Genomic DNA, 22,023 nt, shown 5'->3' on the forward strand with positions numbered 1-22,023 from the left:
GCCCGCGCCATCGCATCACGCGTCGCTGAGCTCGCGCGCGCTCAGCGTATAGCGGAAGTTCGCAGGATCGAGGCTGTCGAAGCGCCCGTCGCGGTTCTCGCCCTGCGGATACATCAGGTAGGGTGTTTCCGGGCCCTCGCTGCCGGGCAGGCGGATGTCGTGGCCGAAGTTGTACGCCAGCCAGTTCATCTCCCATGCACCGAACAGCGTGTTGCGCGCTGCCACGACCCTGGGGTCGGACAGCAGCAGGCCACCCGGCGGCTCCTCGAGCGCCACCTTGCGCACGTCGGCGGGGTCGACCGGCACCCAGCCGGCGTGCTCCAGCCACACCTCGGCGCGACAGTGCTGGGCCCGCGACACGTCACCGCTCTTGCCCAGGCTCTTGTAGCCGTAGCGCGAATCGGCGACGCGAACGCCATACACGTCGCGCGCCGGCAGGCCCAGCGAGCGCGCGAGGCCGACGTACAGTGCGTTGAGGTCGGCGCACTTGCCGGAGAGGTCGCCCGTCTCCAGCATCGCGCGGATGTCGCCCAGCCCGCAGCCGCGCGTCTTCGGGTTGCGGAAGGTGTTGTCGACGATCCAGTCGTAGATCGCGCGCGCCTTGTCCTCGTCGCCCTTTGCTCCGCGCGTGATCTCGCGCGCGGTGTCGAGCACGATGCCGTCGGTCGGCAGCATCGCGGTCGCGCGGGTGTACAGCGCGCGCTCGGCGGCAGGCAGCTTGGGCATGCGGCCGCCGTGCGCGAGGTCGACGGCGCGGTCGCGCGTCGCGCAGCGGCTGACGATCTCGAGCGCCGGTGCGGCCGTGGCCGCAGGCCAGGTCGCGTGCAGCATCGCCGCGCCATATACCGGGTCGGTCGCGACGTACATGCCGGTGGCGTTGCCGCTCCACAAGTTGCCCATCGGCCGGCTCCAGTCGGTTTCGGTCACTGCGGGAAGCGGGATCCACACCTGGATCGGGCCGTCCGTGGCGACCGGCTCGATGCGCGTGACGAGTTCGAATACCCGCCAGCCGTTTTCCGGGCGGGGCGTGAAGGCGGGGGCGTACGGCGCGGCTGCGAACGGGGCTGCCGCCCGGCCCAGGGCCGGCAGCGTCAGGCCGGCGGCGATCGCCGAGGTCTTGAGGAAGTCTCTGCGGTTCATGGTCGATCCTTTGTCCGATTCAGGTTCTGGCCGGGCGGGCGGCGGCGGCGCTGCGGATGCGCTCACGCACGCTGTCGTGGTGCCAATCGAGCTCGCCGCGCGCGCGCAGCAGGGGCTGGTGGGCGGTGTCGAGCAGCACGGTCGTGGGCAGGTAGCGCACGTCCCAGGCGCGCGACACGACCTGTTCCGGATCGTTCACGAGCACGGGATCGACGAGGTGCTCGTCGAAGAAGCGGCGCACCTCGTCCGCACGGTCGGCGACGGCGACGGTCACCAGCGCGAGGCCGGATTCCGATTCGGCGAGGCTGACGAGCGCCGGCATCTCGGTGCGGCAGGGCTCGCACCAGGTCGCCCAGAAATTCACCAGCACGGCCTTGCCGCGCAGCGGCTCCAGCGCGCGGCGCAGGGCCGGCGGCGCGGGCGGGAGCTGCGCCAGCGACTCGAGCCGCTCGCCTGGCGGCGTGGTGCGCGAATTGCCGGGCAAGGCCAGGGCCGGCGGCGCAAAGGCGGCCGCGGCCAGCCCCCCGATGGAGGCGAGCACGCGCCGGCGTCCGGCGCAATGCGGATCGAACATGAAGCTACTCCCGATTCAAGCGTGAGCACGCGCCGACGCGCGAGACCACATCCATCCCGGTGCGGAATCCGCCGGGATTTAATAGACGCGAGCGCCACGGCGCCCCGTCGAACGAACGATGCGGTACCCAGACCGCAAAACCTGCGGGCGACCGATACGCTGATCGGTCCGTATTGCCCGAATGTGAATTATCGCACGGACAGTCGACGTAGACCGGTGCGGAACGACGCTTTGGGGAGGCGCATTGTGGGAGTGGCTTCAGCCGCGAATGGACGCATGGTGCCGGCATTGCCGCACGATTTGCGGCTGAAGCCGATCCCGAGCGGCCTGACGACGCGCGCCTTCCCTCGATTGCTGTGCACGTCGGTCCACGGGCCGGGTGGACTGTTTTTTGCGTGCTAAAATTCACGTTTCGCGGCCAGTCGGTCGTGACATTTACGGAGAAATTCCTGTGAAGCCCTGGTTGTTGGTCGCTGTGGCCGCCTCGGTCGGCCTTGCCGCGTGTTCGAAGAAAGAAGAGGCCGCCGCGCCCGCCAGCCCGGCGCCCCAGGCTGCGGCGCCCGCCGCTCCCGTGGCCGTGTCCGCAGCGACTCCGAATTCCGGCAAGGTCCTGCAACTTCTGCAGGGTGGTGGCTACACCTATGCCGAAGTGGAGCAGGGCGGCGGCGAGAAGATCTGGATCGCCGGCGGCCAGATTCCCGTGCAGGTCGGCGATACCGTCCAGTGGGGCGACTCCGCCGTGATGACCAACTTCGCGTCGAAGTCGCTGGGCCGCACCTTCGATCGCATCCTGTTCGTGAATGCCTGGGGTCCTGCCGGCGCAGCACCGACCGGCGTCGCGCCGCACGGCACGCAGCCGATGGCCGGTGCGGCAGGCGGCGCGCATCCGCCGATGGGCGCGGCCCAGCCGGCCGTCCAGGCCGAAGCGCCCGCCGGCAGCAGCGGCGAGGTGAAGAGCGTTCTGACCGGCGGTGGCTACACCTACCTGGAAGTGCTGCAGAACGGCAGCACCGTGTGGGTTGCCGCGCCGGTCACGCAGGCGCAGGCGGGCGACAAGGTGAGCTGGGGCGACGGCATGGTGATGACCAACTTCACCAGCACCTCGCTGAACCGCAAGTTCGACCAGATCGTGTTCGCCAGCGCCGTGCGCGTGAACAAGTAAGCCCCGCCGTGGCCGGCCTGTGCCGGCCGCTGCATGGGCGACGAGGGCCGCGCGCGAGCGCGGCCCTCGTCGTTTCAGCGCACCGGAATCGGCGTGCCGCGGTCGACCGCGACGGCCGTGACGCTGTTTTGCGGGCTGCCTTCGATGATCTTGTCCGAGTAGGTGAGATACACGAGCACGTTGCGCCTGGCGTCGACCATGCGCACGACCTGCAGGCGCTTGAACAGGATGGACTGGCGCTCCGAGAACACCTCCTGCTTGGCAGGGAGCGGTTTCGCGATGCGCACGGGTCCGACCTGACGGCAGGCGATCGAGGCCTCGGCGACGTCCTCGGCGAGCCCGAATGCGCCCGACAGGCCGCCGGTCTTGGCGCGCGACACATAACAGGTGATACCTTCGACGAGTGGATCGTCGTAGGCCTCGACGACGATCTTGTGGTTCGGGCCGATCAGTTTCCAGACGGTCGACACCTCGGCCAGCGGTTCGGCACGGGCGCCGCCGCCCGCGACAAGGCCGGCGGCGAGGAGCGCAGTGGTGAAGAGACGGGACAGGGCGGTTTTCATGCGTGGCGGCTTTCCATGCTGTTCATCGTTCGGAGCGGCGTCCGCGGACATGCATCGAGTATAGAGCGGGAGGGCTGTGCATGACCGTCATTCCCGAATGCGGGAATACGCCGCCGCGTGTCGCCGACTATGGGAACGCGCTGCCGCATGCCGCGTCGCGGTGCGTGTTCGGTCGCTTGCCGCCGCGCTGGCGGCAGGGCGGTCGACGAGGCAGAATGCGCTCCGCGCGGCCGGGCAGGCGCCGCGGGTGCCGAATTTGCATGCATCGCCCGCACTCGGGTGGGGAAGTGTGAACTGATGGGAAATCGAATCTTGCGTTGTGTCGGTGGTCTGCTCGTCGCGGCCGTCCTGTACGCGGGCGCCCCGCATGCGGGCGCCGCGCTGAAGACGGTTGAGGTGCCGCCCGCCGAGGACGAGGCGGCTGGCGCGCCGGCTTCGCCGGCAGCGCCGCCGCGCGTGGTTGGCCGGCAGCGCCCGGCCGACGAGTTCTACGATCCCACGAGTCCGGCCTACGAGCGCCTGCAGCGCGCCGACGAGGCGCTGGGCGACCTGCCGCGCGACCGTGACGGCAAGGTCGACTGGATGAACGCGCTGCGCCAGGGGCTGATCAAGCCGCGCCAGCGCATCGACGGCAAGGATCGCGAGCCGCCGCTGGATCTCGACGTGATCCTGCGCAACACCAAGCAGATGCCCAACGTGCGCTTCCCGCACCGCGCGCATACCGAGTGGCTGGACTGCAAGAACTGCCACCCCGACCCGTTCGCGGAAAAGGCCGGCAGCACGCAGATCCGCATGGAGGACATCTTCCGCGGCCAGTTCTGCGGCAAGTGCCACGACCGCGTCGCCTTCATCACGCACCGCAACTGCTACCGCTGCCACAGCGTGAATCCGGACGGCACGCCCGCCTTGCCGCCGTCGGTGCTGCCGGTGCACCCCGCGGCCGCGCCGCCCACGCCCGCGCACTGAGCGGGGCGCGTCGCGCGCCGCTGCTCAGGCGTTCTGCAGCGACTGCAGCACTGCCGCGCCCAGCACCGCGGACGTCTGTGCGCCCGACACCGCGAGGCGGCGGTTGAAGATGAAGAAGGGCACGCCGTTCACGCCCTGCTTCTGCAGCTGCACGGCCATGCGTCTGACCGTCGCGGCATCCTCGTCGCTTTCCAGGTAAGCCTCCACGTCCTCGCGCCTGTCGCCCGTCGTTTCGACGGCGATGTCGACCAGCGTCGCGATGTCGCCGATGTCGCGCCCCTGCTGGAAGTGCGCGGCGAACAGCGCCTCGCCGAGGGCATTGATCCGTGCGGAGGTGTGGCCGACGGACTGTGCACGGTAGGTCAGGCGGTGGGCGGGCAGCGTATTGGGCCGCGTGGCAATGCGGTCGAACGCGAATTGCAGGCCGTCCGGGGTGGCCGCGTCGGCGACGCGTGCGAGCACCTCGTCCGCAGCGCGGCGTCCGCCGAACTTCGCCTCCAGGAAGGGGCGGTACGGCTCGCCTGCGGCGGGCGTGTCGGGATTGAGGAAGAAGGGCAGCCAGTTCACGCGCACCTCGATGTCGGGGTGGCTTTCGCGGACCTGTTCGAGTGCGCGGGCGAGACGCGTCTTGCCGAGGAAGCACCACGGGCAGACGAAGTCGGAAACGAAATCGATATCGAGAATCATGGATCAGGGAGGAGGTGAGGGGCCGGGCGTGTCGTCCGGCAGAAAGTGATGCAGAGGCAACGCGCGGGAGCTTCAGGGCTCTTCCGGTTCCTCGCGCAGCCAGCGTGCTTCCCAGAGTGCCACATCCGGCAGGTGGCGGGAATGATTCGCCGCTGCGAGGGCGTCCAGCTCTTCGAGCAGGCTGCGCATGGCCTCGTCCGGGGCCTCGGGGAGGCGTGGCTCAAGATGCACGATCAGATCTCCTGCCGCCTGTCCGTCGCGTCCGGGAAAGCCCGCGCCGGCGACGCGCAGCGTCCGTGCCGTGGCGGTGCCGGGTTCGAGCCTGAGGGCGCGCACGCCGTCCGGCAGGGGAATCGCGAGCTCGCCGCCGGTCAGCAGGCGCAGTGCGCTCACCGGGCGCTCCAGCACCAGATTGCGGCCGTCGAGGCGGTACAGTTCGTGCGGCGCGAGCCGGATGCGCAGCACGAGGTCACCGGGCGCCAGCTCGGGTGCGGGGTCGGCTGCGCCGGCCACGCGCAGCTCCTCGCCGTCCAGCATGCCCGCGGGCAGGCGCACGATCACCGGTCGCAGCGTGCGCCGCCGGCCGCTGCCGTGGCAGCTCGGGCAGGCCTGCTTGGTCAGGTAGCCGCGCCCCGCGCAGTGCCGGCACGGGGCCAGCCCGTGGCGGCCGGGCGCGCGGCCGGTGCCGTGGCAGCTCGCGCACAGGCGCGTGTGGCGCAGCGCTTCCTCGCCGCTGCCGGCGCAGGCGCGGCATTCGCCGTCACTTTCGAGTTCTACCGTGCGTTCGCCGCCGAAGAAGGCGGCTTCGACGGTCAACGTGAGATCCTGGCGGCGATCCGCGCCACGCGGAGCCGCCGGTTCTTCGTCACGCTCGTCGTCCGCGTCCGGCGCTGCGTCGTCGGTGCTGGCGGACGCCAGCCCGTCGAGCAGGCTTTCGTAGGCGGCGCGCAGGGCCTTGAAGTGCTCCAGCGCGTGCGGGTCGGGGTTGCGATCGGGGTGCCAGAGCATGGCCAGGCGGCGGAAGGACCGCTTGATGTCGTGTGCGTTGGCGCCCGGTGCGAGGCCGAGCAGCTCGTGGGCATCCATGTCGTTCAGCGCTCCGGCCGGGGCGGCAGCGGGGCGGCGAGGCGCTCGATCATCGCGCGCACGGCCCTGACCTGTCCGCCATTGCGAGTCGCGTAATCCGGGTCCGCGTAACCCCACCAGTCCCAGCAGCCCTTCGGGTTGTACACCCAGCGCAGCGATCCCCAGGCGAAGCCGCTGCGCGGCCGCACCTGCGGATACAACACGATCAGCCGGTTGCTGTCGGCCCATTCATTGTAGCCGGCGCCGTCGACGAAGCGACGGCCGACCTGGGCTTCGCCCTGGCGGCAGCCGTGGAAGGCCACATGCACGCGGCAGCCGCCTTCGCGGCAGGCGGGAGGGATGTACACGTAGCCGCGGTCGGCCAGGCTCAGCTCGATCGGCGCGACCCCGGTGAAGGGGTGCTGGTCGAAGGCGAGCATCTCGCCGGCGGGCGGCGTGCTGCGGGCTTCCAGCGACCCGACGAGGTGGGCGAGCAGTTCGCCCGCGGCGTCGAGGTCGCCGCAGCGGTTGATGAAGGGGGGCTCGGAGGTGTCGCAGGCGTTGGGCTGCGGATCCGCGACGGACATCATCGCGTGCCCGGCCTCGCCGACCTCGACGAAGCGGATCGCCTCGGCGGGCAGTACGCGCCGGTAGAAATCGAGCAGCGCGTCCACCACCGGGCGCTCGACGGTGCGGTCGGCGCCGCCGCTGAACACCCACACCCGGTCGTCGCGCAGGCCCGCGGGCGGGTCGATGGTGCCCGCCTCGGCATCCTCGCGCACCCGGGCGAGGGTTCGCTCGGCGCCCGGGGGGCGCGCGCCGCTGCCGGGATTCATGCAGTTGTTGAGCGCGCGCCACATGCTGCCGGTGGCGCATTCGTACGGGCCGGCGGCGAGGATGCCCGCGCCCGTGACCAGCGCGGAATGCGCGACCTGGAACTGCACGGCCATGTAGCCGCCGGAGGAGACGCCGGAGACGGTGAGCTGCGCGAGGCTGGCTCCGAGCGCCGGCAGTGGCGGATCGTCGGCGGCCGGTGCCGCGCCCGCGTGCACGGCGAGGGCGAGGCCGGCGAGCAGGCGGACGATGGTGCGCAGGGGGCGTGTCATGCCGTGCACGATAGCCGAAGCGCCTCCTCAGCGGCGGTTTTCGCCGAGCCGCACGAGGTCGTCGCCGCGCAGGTGGGTGAGCAGCGCCTTGCCGCCCGCATCGACGCGGAACTCGCCCCACTGCGCGTTGCTGAAGTCGTCCGCACGGCCTTCCTGGAAGAAGAAGGCGTTCGGCCCGACCGTTTCGCGACCGTCGCGCGAACGCAGCTTCATTGCGACCTGCGCCGGATCGCTCGGCAGTGCGTCGCCGAGCCCGACGAGGCTGGCGCGGCCTTCTTCATCGACGGCAAGATGGGCGTAGCGGCCTTCGCCGTCGCTGCGCAGAATTTCGTTGTCGATCGCGTAGCGCAGCGCCATGTAGTCGCCCTGCATCAGCGAGCGCGGATCGACCGGCGCAAGCTGCACCAGCACGATGTGCCCTTCGGCGAGGATGCGCTCGTTGTCGCGCACGGCGTACAGCGCCGCAGCCGCCACCAGCAGGAAGGCCGCGGCCAGCGCGGCGCGCAGGGTTCTCGGGTTCATGCGATCCTCCGCGCGCGGGCGCGCAGCAGCGTGCGCAGCGCGAGCAGCACCGCGCCGCTGGCGATCAGCGCGATGGATTTCACCAGCAGCGTGTCCTGCAGGCTGTAATACAGCTCGCCGAGGTAGAGCGTCGCGAACACCAGCGTCATCGCGATCCACGGGCGGTGGCTGGCGTGGAAGACTGCGAGCAGCACGGCGACTGCCACCAGCAGGCCGGGCGCGGGGTGGGTGGCGAGGGCGAACAGCAGCGCGCCGGCGAGGGCCGGCAGGCGCAAGGATGGCGTGTCGCGGCACAGCCAGGCCGTCGTCGCGAGGAGCACGAGCGCGGCGCCGATGCGATACACCGGCAGCACGAAGCCGGTCTGGTAGCCGGTGAGCGCCTCTTCGAGCGCCGTCAGCGCCGAATGCGCATGGCCATAGGGGGCGAGGACCAAGGCGGCGAGGGTCAGCGCGTGGGCGGCCGCCTTGACCAGCGGCGCCTGGGGATGGGCGGCCCACGCCAGGCGGGCGAGCCACAGCGCCACGGCGGCGCCGGCGAGCGCGACGCCGAAGAGCGCGAGCCCCGTGCCGGCGCCGATCTGCCATGCGAGGCTGAACAGGGCGATCAGCGCGCATGCGCTGCGGTGCAGGGTGGTCGCGGGGATCGCGGCCATCGCCACGCTGGCGGCGAGTGCCGCGAGCGCGAGCACGTCGGCGCCCTCGACGAGGTCGAAGAAGCGCGCGGCGAAGGCCGAGACGAACAGCGCCTGGCCGGCGAGCGAGAAGGCGAGCGCCATCTGATCCGTGAAGGGCTTGCGCAGGCGGAACAGGAAGGCGCTCGCCGCGGCCAGCAGGAGGCCGCCGACGCCGCGTGCCACGGGACCGCTGCCGAAGGCGAGGAGGGGGACGAAGAACGATGACATGATCATCGTCGCGGCGATCCACGCCGCGAAGCCGAGCAGCAGTGCGAGCCACCATGGCGCCCGCGTCGCCGCCTGCAGCGCGGCGAGACGGGCCTCGTCGATGATGCCGGCGTCGTGCAGGCGCTCGGCGACCGGCGGGACCGGGGCGTTGCTCATGGCCTGTGTCCCTCGCGGTGGAGGCGGGTGAGCCACACGCCGGCGATGCCGGTGCTGGCGATCACGAAGACCGCGACGATGTTGATCGTGACGAAGTCCGCGCTGTGCGGCAGTACGCGGACCAGCGCGGCGGTGGCGACGGCGATCGTCGCGAATGCGGTCTGCGCGAGCATCGGCACGTCACGCCGGTACGTGAGGTAGGCATACGCGAAGGCGGCCGCGACTGCGGCGAATGCGAGCCCCACGGCGTGGAAGTCGGCCTCCCACCAGGCCAGGCAGGCGCCCAGCGCTAGCGGCACGAGCACGCCGAAGCCTGCAACGCGGTGGATGTGGCGCCGCGGCGTGGCGAGCAGGACACTGCCGGCGAACTCGAAGGCGAGCAGCACGGCGCCGTTGAACGCGGCGATCGCGAACAGGGACTCCGCGTCGCCGAGTGCGCCGACAAAGCGTGCCCACCAGGATTCCGACAGGTAGCGCAGCAGCCCGGCGTTGGCGACGACGAGCCACAGCAGCCAGCTCGCCGAAGAGCGCGCGAGCAGCACGAAGGGCGTCATCAGGGCCGCCCACGCGACGAAGAGCTCCCAGATGTCCGCCCCGGTCTGGTAAGTCTGCCCGATCAGCGCGAGCAGTGCGCCGGTGGCGAGGCTGGCGGCGAGCAGCGCGGCACGCCATACCGTCGCGAAGGGCGGGGCAGTGAGCGCCGTGCCGGTGCAAGCCGCGAGTGCGGCGAGCGCGAGGCCCAGCTTGGCGAAGCGGTGCAGGTCGTCCCAGTTGTATGCGAAGAAGAAGATCAGCCCGGCCGCGAGGAGGATGGCGCCGGCGATCGCGAGCACGTGGTCGGCGCCGGCCAGCCATTCGTCGCGCGTCGGCACGAGGGGCGCGACGTCCGCGGCCCGTTCGAGCTGCTGCGGCGTCAGTGCGCCGTCTTCGGCGAGCGCGAGCAGCGTGCCGCGATCGGGGAGTGTCCAGGACATTGGCGTATCCGGGGGCGGAAAATATGCATTCTATTATCAAGGCGGCGATCAGATACAGCCGTTCGCCCGGAATCCTTCGTCGCGCGCGGTCCGAACGGTATCCGTTTGCCGGGGTTTGGCGTCGCCGCGTGCCGGCTGGCACAATCGAGGTTCCGCCTTCGGGCGGGGGCGGCACATGCCTGCCACGGACCCACCAGCGAACCACGGAGGCGCCGCACGCCACGCGATGCGGCGCGAACTATCTATGCCCGGTACCCTGATCATCATCACCGCGCCCTCGGGCGCCGGCAAGACGACCCTCGTGCGCGGTCTGCTCGAGCGCGACCCGCAGATGCACCTGTCGGTGTCCTACACGACGCGCGCGCCACGCGCGGGCGAGCAGGACGGGCGCGAATACCATTTCGTGGACGTCGAGACCTTCCGCACGCTGCGCGACCGCGGCGAGTTCCTCGAATGGGCCGAGGTGCACGGAAACTACTACGCCACTTCGAAGGTCTGGCTGAAGGAGCAGATCGCCGCCGGGCGCGACATCCTGCTCGAGATCGACTGGCAGGGCGCGCAGCAGGTGCGCAAGAGCTTCCACGACGCGGTCGGCGTCTTCGTGCTGCCGCCCTCGGTGGATGCGCTGGAGTCGCGGCTGCGCGGGCGCGGCACCGACAGCGAGGAGGTGATCGCGCGGCGTCTGCTGGGGGCGCGCGGCGAGATGCGGCATGTGGCGGAATTCGACTACGTTATACTGAATGACGATCTGCAAAACGCCATAGACGACCTCGTGGCAGTGGTGCGCGCGTCGCGGCTGCGCTACGGCCGGCAGCGTCTGCGGCACCAGCAGTATTTCGATTTTCTTGAACAGGACTGAAAAATGGCTCGTGTCACCATCGAGGATTGCCTCAAACGAATCCCCAACCGCTTCCAGCTGACCCTGGCCGCGACCTATCGCGCGCGCCAGATCACCATCGGCTCGACCCCGCAGGTCGAGATCGACAAGAGCGACAAGGACAAGCCGACCGTGATCGCCCTGCGCGAGATCGCCGCCGGCAAGGTCGGCCTGGAAGTCCTCAACCGCGGACAGGCCTGATCCCCGCGCGCGGGGAGCCGGGAGTCGTGCCGTCATGGAAGCCGCCGCTGCGATTCCCGCCCCCGAACCTTTCCGTCCTCCCGCGTCGAGCGTACTGTCGCTGGATTTCGCCGAGCTCAAGGCGAAGCTCGCGACCTACCTGAAAGCGGAGGACGTCGGCCGCGTCGAGGCGGCCTACCATTTCGCCGCGAGCGCCCACGAGGGGCAGTTCCGCATCAGCGGCGACCCCTATATCTCGCACCCGGTCGCGGTCGCCGACATCGTCGCCGACTGGCACCTCGACCCGCAGGCCCTGATGGCCGCGCTCCTCCATGACGTCATGGAGGACACCCATATCTCCAAGCAGGAGATCGCCGAGCGCTTCGGCAAGACCACCGCCGAACTGGTCGACGGGCTATCCAAGCTCGACAAGATCGAATTCCGCTCGCACGAAGAGGCGCAGGCCGAGAACTTCCGCAAGATGCTGCTGGCGATGGCGAGCGACCTGCGCGTGATCCTGGTCAAGCTCGCCGACCGCCTGCACAACATGCGCACGCTGCACTGCGTGCGCCCCGCCAAGCGGCGCCGCATCGCCAACGAGACGCTGGAGATCTACGCCCCGATCGCCAACCGGCTGGGCCTCAACAACCTCTACCGCGAGCTGCAGGAACTGTCCTTCGAGCACAAGTTCCCGATGCGCTTCCGCGTGCTGTCGCGCGCGATCAAGGCGGCGCGGGGCAACCGGCGCGAGGTCGTCGGCAAGGTGCTGCAAGCGATCGAGGAACGGCTGCCGCAGTGGAATCTGGCGGCCGAGGTGCGCGGGCGCGAGAAACACCTGTTCTCGATCTACCGCAAGATGGCGGAGAAGCACCTGTCCTTCTCGCAGGTGCTCGACATCTACGGCTTCCGCGTGATCGTGCGCGACGTCGCCAGCTGCTACCTCGCGCTGGGGGCGCTGCATTCGATGTACAAGCCCGTGCCGGGCAAGTTCAAGGATTACATCGCGATCCCCAAGGCGAACGGCTACCAGTCGCTGCACACGACGCTGATCGGCCCCTTCGGCACGCCCGTCGAAGTGCAGATCCGCACCGCCGAGATGCACCACATCGCCGAGAGCGGCGTCGCCTCGCACTGGCTGTACAAGGAAGACGAGAAAACGCTCACCGAGCTGCAGCAAAAGACGCACTCCTGGCTGCAGTCGCTGCTGGAGCTGCAATCGACCTCCGGCGAGGCGACCGAATTCCTCGAGCACGTGAAGATCGACCTCTTCCCCGGCGAGGTGTACGTGTTCACGCCCAAGGGCCGCATCCTGTCGCTGCTCAAGGGCTCCACGCCGGTCGATTTCGCCTACGCCGTGCATACCGACATCGGCAACCGCTGCGTCGCCTGCCGCATCAACGGCGACCTGATGCCGCTGCGTACCGAACTGCGCAACGGCGACCAGATCGAGATCATCACCGCCGCGCACGCCAACCCCAACCCGGCCTGGCTCGCCTATGTGCGCACCGGCAAGGCGCGCGCGCAGATCCGCCACTTCCTCAAGGGCGCGCAGCAGGAGGAGTCGGTGACGTTGGGCGAGCGCCTGCTCAACCAGGCCCTGCGCCCGCACGGCCTCACGCTGGGCCAGATCAGCACCTTCGCGTGGGACCGCTTCCTGCGCGATCGCGGCGTGCGCAGCAAGAAGGACGTCTTCGCTGACATCGGCCTCGGCCGGCGCCTGCCGGTCATCGTTGCGCGCCGCCTCGCGCAGGCGCAGGACCTCGAGTCCGGCCGTCCGGACGTGATCAAGCCCAAGCCCGCCGGCGCGATCCTGATCCGCGGCAGCGAGGGCATCGCGGTGCAGCTCGCGCGTTGCTGCCAACCCATCCCGGGCGATCCGATCATCGGCGTGATCCGCAAGGGGCAGGGGCTGGAAGTGCACCTGCACGACTGCCAAGTGGTGTCGAAGGTGCGCGGTGACCGCGGGCGCTGGGTGGATGTCGAGTGGGAGGCCGGCGAGGACCGCCTGTTCGACGTGACGATCCGCGTGCTGACCAAGAACGTGCGCGGGGTGCTCGCGCGCGTCGCCAGCGCGATCGCCGATGCGGACTGCAACATCCAGAACGTGTCGATGGACAACGAGCAGGGCGGCCTGTACACGGCGATGAACCTGACCGTGCAGGTGCGCGACCGCATGCACCTCGCCAACGTGATGCGCGGCGTGCGGCGCGTGCCGGAAGTCGTGCGCATCGCGCGCATGAAGAGCGACGTGCGCGCCTGAGGCCGGCATGTCCGCAGCACCGTCCGAGGCCGTGCGCGACGGCGACCGCCGCATCCCCGTCACGCTGCTGACAGGCTTCCTTGGCGCCGGCAAGACGACGCTGCTCAACCATCTGCTGCGCGACCCCGCGATGGCGCGCGCCGCGGTGCTGATCAACGAGTTCGGCGAGGTCGCGGTCGACCACCACCTCGTCGACAAGGTCGACGAGACGCTGGTCGTGCTCGACTCCGGCTGCGTGTGCTGCAGCGTGCAGGGCGACCTCGTGAAGGCGCTGAAGAACCTCTTCATGCGCGCACTGCGGCGCGAGATCCCCGGGCTCGAGCGGGTGCTGGTGGAAACCACCGGCCTCGCCGACCCCGCGCCGGTGATCTACACGTTGATGCAGGAGCCCTTCATCGCCGAGCGCTACCGCTGCGACGGCGTGATCACCGCCGTCGATGCGACCCACGGGCAGGGCCAGCTCGACCGCCACCGCGAGGCCGTGCGCCAGGTGGCGATGGCCGACCGCCTGCTGCTGACCAAATGCGACCTCGCCGGCGCGGACGAACGCGCGGCCCTCGCGGCGCGGCTCGCGACGCTGAACCCGGGCGCGCAGCAGATCGAGGTGTTCCGCGGCGAGGTGCCGGCTGCGGCAGTGTCGGGCTGCGGCCTGTACGATCCGGCGGGCAAGATCCCCGACGTCGCGCGCTGGCTGGGCGACGAGCGCGTGCGCGCGCAGGCGGCCGCGGCGCCGGCGTGGCGCCGGCCGGGGGCGAAACCCGCCGCCGTCGAGGGGCACGAGGCGCGCCACGACGACCACGTCACCAGCTACGTGCTGCGCTTCGACGAGCCGCTCGACTGGCTGGGCTTTTCCGACGGACTCGGACTGATCCTGCAGGTGTACGGCGCGCGCATCCTGCGCATCAAGGGCCTGCTCAACATCGCCGGCGACCCCCTGCCGCGCGTGGTGCAATGCGTGCAGCACGTCGCCTACCCGACCAGCAGCCTGCCCGCGTGGCCCGAAGGTCCGCCCTACGACGACCGCAGGAGCCGCCTCGTGTTCATCGTGCGCGACCTGCCGTGCGAGGAAGTCGTGAACATCCTGTCGAGCTTCTGCGGGCAGGTGCCAGCGTAGCGGCGGCGAACGCGAGCGGCATGCCTTGCGGGAGCAGCACGTCTTGTGGGAGCGGCTTTAGCCGCGAATCGGCGGTGCCGCATGTGACTCGGCCCATTCGCGGCTGAAGCCGCTCCCATAGGCGCGATCCACGCCCGGAGGCAGTTCACAGCTGCCGCGCCGCCAGCTCCCCGAGCGTCATCAGCGCATGCACGTGCCGGTCCGAGAACGGGTAGCAGCCCGACAGCCGGAGGTGGCGCGTGTAACGCCCGCCGGGCGAGAACAGCTGCCCTGGCGTGATGCTGATGCCGCGCGCGAGGGCAGTGTCGAACAGGCGGTTGGAGTCGCAGCCCGCGGGCAGCTGCACCCACAGCAGGAAGCCGCCCGTCGGCCGCGTCGCCTGCGTGCCGGCGGGGAAGGCGCTGTCGATCAGGCCGCGCAGGCGCTCGACCTGCCCCGCGTAGGTGCGCCGCAATCGGCGCAGGTGCTGCGCGTAGCCGCCGTTCTCGAGGAACACCCCCAGCGCCTCGCACAACAGCGCGGGCTGCGATACCGAGGAGCAGAACTTGAGGTCGTTCAACTCGCGGCGGAAGCGCCCGCCTTCCATCCAGCCGACGCGGAAGCCCGGCGCCAGCGTCTTCGTGTAGGACGCGCACACGATCACCCAGCCGTCGCGGTCGAAGGCCTTGGCGGCCGGCTGCAGCGGCGTGGCGTACTGCAGCTCGGCGTACAGCGCGTCCTCGATCACCGGCGCGCGGTATTCGTTGGCGAGTTCCGCGAGACGCTTCTTGCCCTCGACCGGCATGCTGGTGCCGAGCGGGTTGTGCACATTGGGCATCGTCACCACCGCCTGCACGCGCCTTTCCGACAGCAGCAGTTCCAGCGCGTCGAGCGACATGCCGGTATCGGGGTGCGTCGGCACCTCGATCGTCTTCAGCCCCAGGCGCTCGGCGAGCGGGATGAGATTGAAGTAGGTGGGCGACTCCAGCGCGATCGTGTCGCCCGGACGCGTCACCGTGCGCAGCGCGAACTGCAGCGCCTCCATGCAGCCGTTGGTCAGGATGATGTTCTCGGGCTCCAGCGACATCGCCAGATCCTGCGCGTGGCGGCAGATCTCGCGTCGCAGCAGCAGCGATCCGGGCGGCAGGCTGTAGTCCGACAGCAGCTCCGGTCGCCGCCGCGCGAGGTCCGACACCAGCCGGCCCAAGCGCTCGCCGGGATAAAAGGTGCTGCCCTTGGGGCAGGCGAGCGAGAGGTCGATCGTGTCCGGACTCGCCTGGGCGGCGACGACGCGGCTGATCTGGTCGAGGACCTCGGCCTCCGCGGATTTCGCCTGCGTGCTGGCGGAAGCGAAGCGCGGCGCGGCGGGCGTGGGTAGGCGCGAACGCACGAAATAGCCCGACTGCGGCCGCGCCTCGATCAGCCCGTGCGCCTCGAGCTGGCGGTAGGCCGCGAGCACCGTGTTGATGCTCAACCCGCGGCTCTTCGCCGCCTCGCGCACCGAGGGCAGGCGTTCGCCGCTGGCGAGGCGTCCGTCCGTCATCGCGTGGCGCAGCTCGAGGGCGAGGGACTGATAGAGCGGTTGGCTGTCGTCGAGCATGGTGGCGCCTCCAGGGGTGATGGATGCAGTCCGGGCTGCAATCGATGGATACAGCTTGATGTCGAATAAACTGTATCCAGTATAAAAGTAATTTACTGGAGCTGTAACCTTGTCGGACGAATCCCTATCCTAGGTGGAGTGCGAATCAGCCCGGAGAAGCCGCCATGTTCGACCTGCCCCTGATGACCTATGTGGTCACGATGTCCGTCACGCCCGGCCCGAACAACCTCATGCTCGCGGCGAGCGGCGTCAATTTCGGCTTCCGCCGCACGCTCCCGCACATGCTCGGCGTCAGCATTGGGCATGGCGTGCAGGTGGTGCTGGTCGCGAGCCTGCTGGCGTGGATCATGGCGTGGCTGGATGCGCTGCGGGTGCCGCTCGTGATCGCCGGTTGCGCCTACCTGCTGTGGCTCGCGTGGCGCCAGGCGCACGCGGGCGAACCGTCCTCGCGCGGCCAGGCTCGTCCGCTGGGCTTCTTCGGCGCCGCGCTGTTCCAGTGGGTCAATCCCAAGGCGTGGATGATGGTGCTCAATGTGGCGATCCTGTTCCTGCCGCGCGGCAGCGGCTGGCAGGGGGCGGCGGAACTCGCGTGGTGGTGCGCCGCCGTGAACCTGCCGTGCATCGCCTTGTGGGCGTTCGCGGGGGACCGCATGGGGGTGTTCCTGAGGAGCCCCGTCGCGCTGCGCGCCTTCAACTGGACGATGGCCGCGTTGCTCGGCGCGACCGCGGCCTGGATCCTGATCGACGAACTGGTGTCGAAGTGAGGTGAAGCGATTCTTTCCTGCGCGCGCATTGGCGCCGGCTCGCCCGGGCGTCTACAATGCGTCGCCTTGTACCGGGAGAGAACAGATGGCGATCTACGAATCGGAACACACCAAGTTCATGCGCGAATGGCTTGAGAAGCACCCCAAGGAACTCGACGAGCAGAAGAAGGGCCGTGCGCTGTGGTGGGACAAGCCCCAGGACGTCGCGACCCAGAAGCGCTACGACGAGTCCAGCGTGCCGGTGAAGGCCTACTACTACGACACGCACTACTGATCCGGCACGGCTGATCCGTCCGCCGCGCGGGACTTCGCCCGTGCCGCGTTCGGCTAGCCTTGCGGGAATCCGTCCTTTCCACCGCCCGCGTGTCGCTGCCTGACTCACTGGTCCTGATCGACGTCGAAACCACCGGCGCGAATCCGCTGCGCGACCGCGTGACGGAGATCGCCGTGCTGCGCATCGAGCGTGGCGAGCTGGTGGAGCGCTGGGAAACGCTGGTCAATCCCGAATGCCCGATCCCGCCGCTGATCCAGCGGCTGGTCGGCATCACCGACGCGATGGTCGCCGATGCGCCCACCTTCGCGGCCATCGCCGACGAGGTGCGCGCCCGTCTCGGCGCCGCCGTGTTCGTCGCGCACAACGCGCGCTTCGATTACGGCTTCATCCGCAGCGAGTTCGCGCGCATCGACCAGAGCTTCGATGCGCCGGTGCTGTGTACGGTGAAGCTGTCGCGTGCGCTGTACCCCGAACATCACCGCCACGGCCTCGACGCGCTGATCGAGCGCCACGGCTTCACGTGCGGCGCGCGCCACCGCGCCATGGGTGACACCGAGGTGTTATGGCAGTTCGCCCGCCTGGTCACGGCATCGTTCGCGCCCGAGCTGCTGGCGCGCGCCGTCGAGCGCGCGATGAAGCGCCCTGCGCGCGCGGCTGAACTGCCCGAAGGCGTGCTCGAAGGCCTGCCGGAGTCGCCCGGCCTGTATTACCTCTACGGCGACAACGACCAGCTCCTCTACCTCGGTCGCAGTGCCTGCCTGCGCGCGCGCGTCATGGAGCACTTCGCGCCGGGCGTGAAGGGCAAGGACGCGGAGCTCGCGCAGCGCGTCCGCCGTGTCGACTGGGAGGAGAGCGCCGGCGAACTGACCGCGACCCTGCGCGAAGCCGGGCTCCTGCGTGGCCGCTGCCCGCAATACAACCGCGCAGCGGGCGGCGCGGAGGTGTTCGGCCTGCAATACGTGCCGGGACGGCGCCGCCCGCCCATCCTGCAGCGCGTGCCGCTCGCCGGCAGCGACCCGGCGGCATGGGGCGACGTGCATGGCACCTTCCGCGCGAAGCAGGAAGCCGACAACCTGCTGCGCGAACTCGCGCAGGCCTACCAGCTGTGTCTCAAGCGCCTGGGACTGGAGGGTGGCAAGGAGGGGGCGTGCTCGGCGCATGCGGCGAAACGCTGCGCCGGCGTGTGTGCCGGCAAGGAAAGCATCGCGGCGCACGACCAGCGTCTGCTCGGCGCGCTCGGGGCGGTGAAGCTGCGCGCCTGGCCGTGGGCGGGGCCGGTGCTCGTCGCCGAGCGCTGCGCGCACAGCGGTAGCGAGGCCTGGCACGTATTCGATCGCTGGTGCCTGCTGGGTTCCGCCGACAGTGTGTCGGCGCTGGAAGCGCTGCGCGCGGAACTGCCGCCGCGCCGCTTCGATCTGGACATCTACCGCATCCTGGTGCGCTGGCTTGCCGCGGACGGCAACCGCGAGCGCGTGGAACCGTTCTCCGCCTGAGGTCGCGAACGGCCCGTCACGCCGCGATGCGCTCGAGCTGCAGGCGGTTGGTGAGCGTGATCGCGCGGCGACCGCGCGGGATGATGAAGCCGTCGCGCCGCAGCCGGTTGAGCACGCGCGAGAAGGTTTCCGGCGTCAGGTTGAGCTGCGACGCGATCGTTTGCTTGTCGCATGGAAGATGCACCTCGCCGTCGTCGCTGCCGGCGTGCTGCACGAGGTAGTGTGCGACGCGCTGGGTGCTGCTGCGCTGCGTGCATTGCTCCATCCCGTCGACCAGTTCGCGCATGCGCTCCGACAGCCGCGCCATCAGCGCCATCGCGAAGGCCGGCTGGGCCGACATCGCCGCCTGCAGCGCCCCGCGCTGGATGTGCAGCACCGTGCTGTTGCGCGTGGCCTGCGCCGCGAGGCTCGTACAGCTGTCGCTGAAGATGTTTTCCTCGCAGAATGTATCGCCCGGGCCGGCGAGCCGCACGACCTTTTCCGCCCCGGCGCTCGAGATCAGGAACAGCTTGAGCTCGCCTTCGAGCACGAGGTACATGCCACCCGGTTCGGCGCCGCGATGCATGAGGATCTCGCCCCGCGATGCGCGCAGCGAGCGAACGCCGTGGGCGAGGCGCCCGAGGGCGGCGGCATCGAGTCGATCGAAGGGCTCGATGCGGGCGAGAATCTGAACGGTCTGGGCCTGGATCGTGTTCATGGCAGGAAGCTCCCTGGGCGTCATGATGCGGGGTCTGGCCGACATTCTTCCGCAAGTGTAGATGCAGAAAACATGTTGATCCTAGTGGCATATGCCTCACTTTGCCGCCTACTACCTCTTCAGAGGTATTGGTGGTAAGTGGAAAGTGTCGGATTTTTATGGCTTTTTTTTGAACGGGAAATATCCGGTTACGGATCGGGGTATATGGAGGTATCTCCCATGAATCCAGCGGCGGCTGCGTCCGGGCGTGGATGGCGCGGACTGGCCCTGCGCATGTGGCACATGATCGCCGGCCGCGCCGTGCTGCTGCTTCTCCTGCTGGCCTTCTTTGCGGTCGCCCTCATCGGGGTCGCCGGCATCGGCGTGTCGGTCGTCGTCGTCGAGTCGGTACAGGGGAGCGCCAGCGCCGTGAACGTCGCGGGCAGCCTGCGCCGCCTCGCCCACCGGGCCGGCGGCCTGGCGGTGGCGCGCGGCATGGGGGCTGCGGATCAGGGCGCGGTTCGCAACGCGGTTGCCCAGTTCGAGGCTGCGCTGGACAGCCCCGTCATCGCCACTGTGCTCGAGCGCCAGCCGAGCAGCGTCTTCGCATCGATCTTCCGTGGCATCGAGGCCGGCTGGACGACGCGCATCCGCCCCAGCCTGCTGCACATCCCCGAGGCGCGAGCGGACGATCCGCTCGCGACGGCGCACTATCGCGCGCTGCTCGCCGACGTCGATGCGTTTGCCGAGGAGATCAATACGCTGGTGGCGGTGCTCGAGCACGAGGCCGAGTCGCGCATCGGCCAGCTGCGCACGATGCTGGGCGCCGCGCTCGCGCTGCTGGTGTTCGTCATCGCCGCGGCGCTGGCCGTGTTGCGCCGGGGGGTGCTCGGTCCGCTGACCGACTTGCGCGCCTGCGCGGCCCGCATCGCCCGGGGCGACTTCGGCGCGCGCAGCCGCTACACCGGGCCGGACGAACTGGGGCGGGTGGGGGACGCGTTCAATGCGATGGCCGACGAGCTATCGGTGGCCTACCGCGAACTCGAGGCGCGTGTGGAGAAGAAGACTGCCGACCTCACTCGCAGCAACCGTGCGCTCGAACTCCTGTACTACGTGATCGCGCGCCTGTACCACGCACCCGCCAGCAGCGAGACCTATTCCGAAACGCTGCAGGATCTCGAGCAGACCCTGGGGCTCACGGGGAGCTTCATCTGCATCGAGCCCAAGCACGGCGGGCCCGCATCGGTGATCGCCTCGACGATGGGTGAATGCGCCGAACGCGTGTCGGGCAGCGAGAGTTGTGCGCGCTGCTCGGGGCGTGCGGCGCCGTGGAGCTACCATCGCGAGGGCGATGTCGATGTGTTGTTGGTGCCGCTGCGCGACGCCGAGCGGCACTACGGAATGCTGCGCCTCGCCTTGCCGCCAGGGCATCGGCTGGCGGAATGGGAGCGCGACCTGCTCGAGGCCGTGTCGCGCCACATGGGTATAGCGCTCGGCATCTCGCGCCAGAGCGAGCGCGAGCGTCTGCTCTCGCTGCAGGAGGAACGTTCGATCATTGCCCGCGAACTGCACGATTCACTCGCGCAGTCGCTGTCCTTCATGAAGATCCAGGTGAGCCTGCTGTCCTCGGCGCTGGCCGGGTCGCAGCTGCGCGAAGATGCCGCGCCCATCCTTGGCGATCTGCGCGAAGGCATCAACGCCGCCTACCGTCAGTTGCGCGAACTGCTGACCAGCTTCCGCCTGCGCATCGAGGGCGACTTCGCGCGCCTGCTCGGCAATACCGTGTCCGAGTTCGCCGCGCGCAGCGGCCTGCCGATCGCGCTCGAGCTCGATCTGGCGGGCGGGCATCTCAATCCGAACCAGGAGATCCATGTCCTGCACATTGTCCGCGAGGCCTTGTCCAACGCGGTGCGCCATGCGCAGGCGACCGATATCCGCGTCGCGCTCGCGCGCACCCCCCGCGGAGAGATCGAGGTCGTCGTCGAGGACGACGGCTGCGGCGTGGGGGACGGCGCCCAGGTCGCGGCGCAGCATTTCGGCCTTACGATCATGGCCGAGCGCGCGCGCGGGCTTGGCGGCTCGTTCGAAGTGCAGAACCGCCCGGGCGGCGGCACGCGCATCGTCGTGCGTTTCATGCCCGAAGCGGCCCCGGTGCGCCCCCAGATATCCATCGCCGTGGAAGGCAAATGAGCGAAACTCCGCAACGCGTCATCATCATCGACGACCACCCCCTGTTCCGCAAAGGCTTGATCCAGCTGCTGCGCACCGTGCCCGGGTTCCAGCTCGTGGCCGAGGCCGCGGACGGGAAGGAAGGCATCCGCCAGATCCTGCACCTGCGCCCCGACCTGCTGCTGCTCGACCTCAACATGAAGGACATGTCCGGGCTGGAGGTGCTGCGCTTCGTGAAGCAGGCCGATCTCGACACCCGCGTCGTGATGGTCACCGTCTCGGACGCTGCCGACGACCTCGTCGCCGCCTTGCGTGCCGGTGCCGACGGCTATCTGCTCAAGGACATGGAGCCCGAGGAGATGGTGGCGGCGCTGCACGCCGCCGCAGCCGGGCGCATCGTCGTCTCCGACGCCCTCACGCACCTGCTGGCCGCCGCCCTGCGCGACGACAAACGCCCCGAGAGCGCATCGGCGGCCGGACTCACCGAGCGCGAGCAGGGCATCCTCGAGTGCATCGCCGGCGGCCTGTCCAACAAGCAGATCGCCCGCGAACTGAACATCGCCGAAGGCACCGTGAAGGTCCACGTCAAGCACCTGTTGCGCAAGCTCAATTTCCGTTCGCGCGTCGAGGCTGCCGTGTGGGCGGTCGAACACATGCGCAGCGAACGCTGATCCGCTTGTCCGAACGACTCCAGATGAGAGTCGTTCCCATCTTGACAGCAGTCAAGGTTCGGCGCTTCCCGCACGTGTCCAATGAAAACCATGGATGTTTCAGGGTATTGCGCTCGTTTCATGTCGACTTCACGCCGTGGTTTTCTCAG

22 protein-coding genes are annotated in these 22,023 nt (G+C 69.6%); 11 read left to right on the top strand and 11 right to left on the bottom strand.

Annotation, left to right across the window (positions count from 1 at the left end; genetic code table 11):
- Positions 1-15: 15 nt before the first annotated feature.
- Together U5817_RS01180 and U5817_RS01185 are read right to left on the bottom strand one after the other, a co-directional pair.
- Positions 16-1,140, bottom strand: a complete 1,125-nt coding sequence (locus U5817_RS01180) for a transglutaminase family protein (protein WP_407279441.1) — start codon at positions 1,138-1,140, stop codon at positions 16-18.
- 19 nt (positions 1,141-1,159) lie between these two features.
- Entirely contained in the window at positions 1,160-1,714 is a 555-nt protein-coding gene (locus U5817_RS01185; protein WP_407279442.1) for a TlpA family protein disulfide reductase, read from the bottom strand.
- 451 nt (positions 1,715-2,165) lie between these two features.
- Between U5817_RS01185 and U5817_RS01190 the strand changes: the two genes are divergently transcribed.
- On the top strand, positions 2,166-2,876 hold the full coding sequence (locus U5817_RS01190) for a hypothetical protein (protein ID WP_339380068.1): 711 nt from the start codon (positions 2,166-2,168) through the stop codon (positions 2,874-2,876).
- A gap of 74 nt (positions 2,877-2,950) precedes the next feature.
- Here the strand turns inward: U5817_RS01190 and U5817_RS01195 are convergent, their stop codons facing one another.
- A complete protein-coding gene (locus U5817_RS01195) occupies positions 2,951-3,439 on the bottom strand; it encodes a CreA family protein (protein WP_407279443.1) in 489 nt (162 codons plus the stop codon).
- 297 nt (positions 3,440-3,736) lie between these two features.
- Between U5817_RS01195 and U5817_RS01200 the strand changes: the two genes are divergently transcribed.
- Positions 3,737-4,405, top strand: coding sequence for a c(7)-type cytochrome triheme domain-containing protein (locus tag U5817_RS01200; protein WP_407279444.1), 669 nt, complete (start codon positions 3,737-3,739; stop codon positions 4,403-4,405).
- 24 nt (positions 4,406-4,429) lie between these two features.
- Here U5817_RS01200 and U5817_RS01205 read toward each other — a convergent pair whose 3' ends face one another.
- From U5817_RS01205 to U5817_RS01230, 6 genes are all read right to left on the bottom strand, one after another.
- Positions 4,430-5,092: a DsbA family oxidoreductase gene (locus U5817_RS01205; RefSeq protein WP_169130526.1), complete on the bottom strand. Its 663-nt coding sequence runs from the start codon at positions 5,090-5,092 to the stop codon at positions 4,430-4,432.
- Positions 5,093-5,164: 72 nt separating this feature from the next.
- Positions 5,165-6,178, bottom strand: a complete 1,014-nt coding sequence (locus U5817_RS01210) for a DnaJ C-terminal domain-containing protein (RefSeq protein WP_407279446.1) — start codon at positions 6,176-6,178, stop codon at positions 5,165-5,167.
- Positions 6,179-6,183: 5 nt separating this feature from the next.
- Complete coding sequence (locus U5817_RS01215; protein WP_407279447.1) at positions 6,184-7,263, bottom strand: poly(3-hydroxybutyrate) depolymerase; 1,080 nt, start codon at positions 7,261-7,263, stop codon at positions 6,184-6,186.
- A 27-nt stretch (positions 7,264-7,290) separates the two neighbouring features.
- On the bottom strand, positions 7,291-7,785 hold the full coding sequence (locus U5817_RS01220; RefSeq protein WP_407279448.1) for a GDYXXLXY domain-containing protein: 495 nt from the start codon (positions 7,783-7,785) through the stop codon (positions 7,291-7,293).
- Positions 7,782-8,843: a DUF4401 domain-containing protein gene (locus U5817_RS01225; RefSeq protein ID WP_407279449.1), complete on the bottom strand. Its 1,062-nt coding sequence runs from the start codon at positions 8,841-8,843 to the stop codon at positions 7,782-7,784. Before U5817_RS01225 ends, U5817_RS01220 begins: the two co-directional genes overlap by 4 nt.
- Positions 8,840-9,817: a DUF2157 domain-containing protein gene (locus tag U5817_RS01230; RefSeq protein ID WP_407279450.1), complete on the bottom strand. Its 978-nt coding sequence runs from the start codon at positions 9,815-9,817 to the stop codon at positions 8,840-8,842. The genes U5817_RS01225 and U5817_RS01230 overlap by 4 nt, the downstream gene beginning before the upstream one ends.
- A 244-nt stretch (positions 9,818-10,061) precedes the next feature.
- Between U5817_RS01230 and gmk the strand changes: the two genes are divergently transcribed.
- From gmk to U5817_RS01250, 4 genes are read left to right on the top strand one after another with little or no spacing between them, the layout of a single operon-like run.
- Positions 10,062-10,676 (top strand): guanylate kinase, encoded by a 615-nt coding sequence (gene gmk, locus U5817_RS01235; protein WP_169130514.1) that lies wholly within the window; start codon positions 10,062-10,064, stop codon positions 10,674-10,676.
- A gap of 3 nt (positions 10,677-10,679) precedes the next feature.
- Positions 10,680-10,895: a DNA-directed RNA polymerase subunit omega gene (rpoZ, locus tag U5817_RS01240; protein ID WP_018989425.1), complete on the top strand. Its 216-nt coding sequence runs from the start codon at positions 10,680-10,682 to the stop codon at positions 10,893-10,895.
- 34 nt (positions 10,896-10,929) lie between these two features.
- Entirely contained in the window at positions 10,930-13,134 is a 2,205-nt protein-coding gene (locus tag U5817_RS01245) for a RelA/SpoT family protein (protein ID WP_407279451.1), read from the top strand.
- A gap of 7 nt (positions 13,135-13,141) precedes the next feature.
- Entirely contained in the window at positions 13,142-14,248 is a 1,107-nt protein-coding gene (locus U5817_RS01250; RefSeq protein ID WP_407279453.1) for a CobW family GTP-binding protein, read from the top strand.
- Between the two features lie 145 nt (positions 14,249-14,393).
- On the opposite strand, the gene U5817_RS01255 is transcribed toward U5817_RS01250, so the two are convergent.
- Entirely contained in the window at positions 14,394-15,827 is a 1,434-nt protein-coding gene (locus U5817_RS01255) for a PLP-dependent aminotransferase family protein (RefSeq protein WP_407279454.1), read from the bottom strand.
- Between the two features lie 164 nt (positions 15,828-15,991).
- Between U5817_RS01255 and U5817_RS01260 the strand changes: the two genes are divergently transcribed.
- From U5817_RS01260 to U5817_RS01270, 3 genes are all read left to right on the top strand, one after another.
- On the top strand, positions 15,992-16,591 hold the full coding sequence (locus U5817_RS01260) for a LysE family translocator (protein WP_407279456.1): 600 nt from the start codon (positions 15,992-15,994) through the stop codon (positions 16,589-16,591).
- A gap of 85 nt (positions 16,592-16,676) precedes the next feature.
- Positions 16,677-16,865, top strand: coding sequence for a DUF3460 family protein (locus tag U5817_RS01265; protein WP_169130506.1), 189 nt, complete (start codon positions 16,677-16,679; stop codon positions 16,863-16,865).
- Between the two features lie 89 nt (positions 16,866-16,954).
- A complete protein-coding gene (locus U5817_RS01270; RefSeq protein ID WP_407279457.1) occupies positions 16,955-18,358 on the top strand; it encodes an exonuclease domain-containing protein in 1,404 nt (467 codons plus the stop codon).
- Between the two features lie 16 nt (positions 18,359-18,374).
- On the opposite strand, the gene U5817_RS01275 is transcribed toward U5817_RS01270, so the two are convergent.
- Entirely contained in the window at positions 18,375-19,055 is a 681-nt protein-coding gene (locus U5817_RS01275) for a Crp/Fnr family transcriptional regulator (RefSeq protein ID WP_169130502.1), read from the bottom strand.
- 219 nt (positions 19,056-19,274) lie between these two features.
- Here U5817_RS01275 and U5817_RS01280 point away from each other — a divergent pair, with 219 nt between their 5' ends.
- Positions 19,275-21,224: an ATP-binding protein gene (locus U5817_RS01280; RefSeq protein ID WP_407279458.1), complete on the top strand. Its 1,950-nt coding sequence runs from the start codon at positions 19,275-19,277 to the stop codon at positions 21,222-21,224.
- On the top strand, positions 21,221-21,874 hold the full coding sequence (narL, locus tag U5817_RS01285; RefSeq protein ID WP_169130498.1) for a two-component system response regulator NarL: 654 nt from the start codon (positions 21,221-21,223) through the stop codon (positions 21,872-21,874). The genes U5817_RS01280 and narL overlap by 4 nt, the downstream gene beginning before the upstream one ends.
- Positions 21,875-22,023 lie beyond the last annotated feature (149 nt).

Source organism: Aromatoleum evansii (genome assembly GCF_045689615.1).
Lineage (GTDB): Bacteria > Pseudomonadota > Gammaproteobacteria > Burkholderiales > Rhodocyclaceae > Aromatoleum > Aromatoleum evansii.